We start from the raw sequence: 3065 nt of genomic DNA, 5'->3' as shown, positions 1-3065 counted from the left end.
CTTCTACGGCGGCATCTACCGCGACGTGAAGCTGCTCGTCTGCTCCGCGACGAGGCCACCTGGCGCCGCGTCCACGAGCCGAACGCCGCCTATAAGCTGGTAAAGAAGAAGGGCCAGCAGAAGAGCAACTGGGCCGACAACGAGTAGTTGCCCGCTCAGCGCCTAGCGCCCAGCGCCCCGCCCGCCCAGCTCATATCCAGGCTCCCTCCGAGGGCCGCCGACCGCTTGCCATGCCGGTCGGCGGCCCTTATTCGTCGGCTAAATTGTCATATCAGTCAGAAGTCATCTGATGACTTGACGCAAAACTCGATTTGTCAAAACGCCCAGCTACCGTTTGCCGTCACATCGCTACCGCCTGCTTGAAAGAAAGCTGACGCGGTCAGATAAACAAGGAAATATCCCTAATCTGGTATATCAGCAAGCTAGGGCATATGCCCGCCACACACCAGATAGGGGAGGAAAGATGGCACAGAAAGGCGGGGTCGCCGACCCCACAAGCTACAAGGCGAGGAAGAAGGCGTGGAAGAAGGCCAAGCGGCGCGTCGCGCTGCCCGCGAAGATCCTCTGCTTCATCCTGCCGATCATGTTCATCGCCACCGGCATCGCGCTGTACTTCTTCAACTGGTTCCCGATGACGTTCGACCTCGTCACGTCGTCGAACCGCACGAAGATCACCAACCCCGATAACTCGGCGCAGTACTTCACGAGCGACTTCTCCTCCGACGAGGAGCGCGTCGAGTACGGCAAGATGCTCTCCGAGAAGGTCGAGGCCGAGGGCGCGACCCTGCTCAAGAACGAGGGCGGCGCGCTGCCGCTTGCGCACGGCGCCAAGGTCACGCTCTTCTCGCACTCGAGCACCGACCTCGTCTACGGCGGCACCGGCTCGGCCGGCCTCGACACCTCGAGCGTTCCCACGCTGAAGGAGGCCATGGAGGCCGCCGGTTTCCAGGTCAACCCCACCATGTGGGATTTCTACACCACCGGCGCCGGCTCTGCGGAGCAGTATAAGCGCCAGACCGTGAGCCTCACCGGCAAGACCAAGGTCACCTCCAACCAGGTCAACGAGGTGCCCTGGTCCGAGTACGACCAGGCCACGCTCGACTCCGTCGCCGACTACGGCGACGCGGCCGTCGCCGTGATCTCGCGCGTCGGCGGCGAGGGCTACGACCTCAACACCGCCGACGAGCACGCCCGCTCCGGCGGCTACCTCGGCCTCACCGAGGAGGAGCGCGACATGCTCGCGAACCTCAAGGCCATGAAGGAGGCCGGCAAGGTCCGCAAGGTCGTTGTCCTGCTGAACTCCTCCAACCCGATCCAGCTCGACTTCCTCAAGGACTCCGACTACGACGTCGACGCCGTCCTGTGGGTCGGCGGCGTGGGCGCGCAGGGCATCAACGCGGTCGGCAAGATCCTCGCCGGCGACGTGAACCCCTCCGGCGCCCTGTCCGACACGTTCCTCTACGACAACCTCTCGGCCCCGTCCGTGGTCAACTCCGGCGACTTCACCTACGCGAACGCCGACGAGAAGGGCCTCGACAAGTTCAACTCCAAGTACATGGTCTACCAGGAGGGCATCTACGTCGGGTACCGTTATTACGAGACCCGCTATGAGGACGCCGTCATGGGCACCGCCAACACCGGCGACTACAACTACTCCGATGACGTCGCCTACGGCTTCGGCTCGGGCCTCTCGTACACGACCTTCCAGACCTCCGGCGTGAGCGCGACCTATAACGCATCCACCGACAAGTTCGACGTCACCGCCACCGTGACCAACACCGGCGACGTCGCGGGCTCCAAGTCCGTCCAGGTCTACATGCAGTCGCCCTACACCGACTACGACCGTGCCCACGGCATCGAGAAGCCCTCGGCCCAGCTCGTCGGTTTCGCCAAGACCAAGCAGCTCGAGCCCGGCGAGTCCCAGGTCGTCACCGTCTCCGTCGACTGCCGCGACATGGCCTCCTACGACGCCGACGGCGCCCAGACCTACGTCCTCGACGCCGGCGACTACCTGCTCACTGTCGCCGACGGCGCGCACGCCGCGGTGAACAACTTCCTGGCCCACAAGGGCTACACCCCCGAGACCACCGGCGGCAAGATGGACGCCGCGGGCGACGCCTCTGCCGTCAGTGTGTGGAACAACGCCGCGCTCGACACGACGACCTACGCCGCCTCGGCCAAGGGCGCCCAGATCACCAACCAGTTCGATGACGCCGACCTCAACCGCGCCGGGTTCACCGGCGACCAGAAGGTCACCTATCTCTCGCGCTCCGACTGGGAGGGCACGCTTGCCGACGAGGCCCCCGTCCTGGAGGCCACCGACGACATGGTCGCGCAGCTCTCCAACTCCCGCTACGCTGCGGGCCTCTATGACGGCGAGTACAACGGCGCCTCCATGCCCACCACCGGCGCCAAGAACGGCCTCAAGCTCATCGACCTTATGGGCCTCGACTACGACGACCCCAAGTGGAACGACCTGCTCGACCAGCTGAAGCCCTCCGACATGAGCTTCCTCATCGGCTCCGCGTTCCACTACACGCAGGCGATCGACTCCATCCAGCTTCCTGGCACCCGCGACGAGAACGGGCCGACCGGCCTCACCACCATGCTGTTCGGCGCGAAGTCCGACATCAAGACCATGGGCCTGCCCTCCGAGGACGTCATGGGCGCCACCTTCAACGTTGACCTGCTCTCCGACGTGGGCCGTGTGATCGGCAACGACTGCATCGCCGCCAAGGTGAGCTACCTCTACGGCCCCGGCGCCAACATCCACCGCAACGCCTACTGCGGCCGCAACTTCGAGTACTTCTCTGAGGACTCCTTCCTCTCTGGTAAGCTGCTCTCCAGCGAGTGCCAGGGCATCGAGTCCAAGGGCGCCCACGTGCTCATCAAGCACTTCGCCCTGAACGACCAGGAGACCAACCGCAGCGGCGCCTCCACCTGGACCAACGAGCAGGCCATCCGCGAGGTCTACCTGCGCTCCTTCGAGTACGCCTTCACTGAGGGCAACGTCAACGGCGTGATGACCTCCTACAGCCGCGTCGGCTGCCACTGGAACGGCGCCG

1 protein-coding gene is annotated in these 3065 nt (G+C 64.6%); it reads left to right on the top strand.

The window, feature by feature from the left end:
- Positions 1 to 463: 463 nt before the first annotated feature.
- On the top strand, positions 464 to 3065 hold a 2602-nt coding region (locus ACT84W_RS07485; RefSeq protein WP_444328748.1), incomplete at its 3' end, for a glycoside hydrolase family 3 C-terminal domain-containing protein.

This window comes from Paratractidigestivibacter sp. (genome assembly GCF_052362415.1).
In the GTDB taxonomy this organism is placed as follows: domain Bacteria; phylum Actinomycetota; class Coriobacteriia; order Coriobacteriales; family Atopobiaceae; genus Paratractidigestivibacter.
This window is presented reverse-complemented; position numbering and strand designations above follow the sequence as displayed.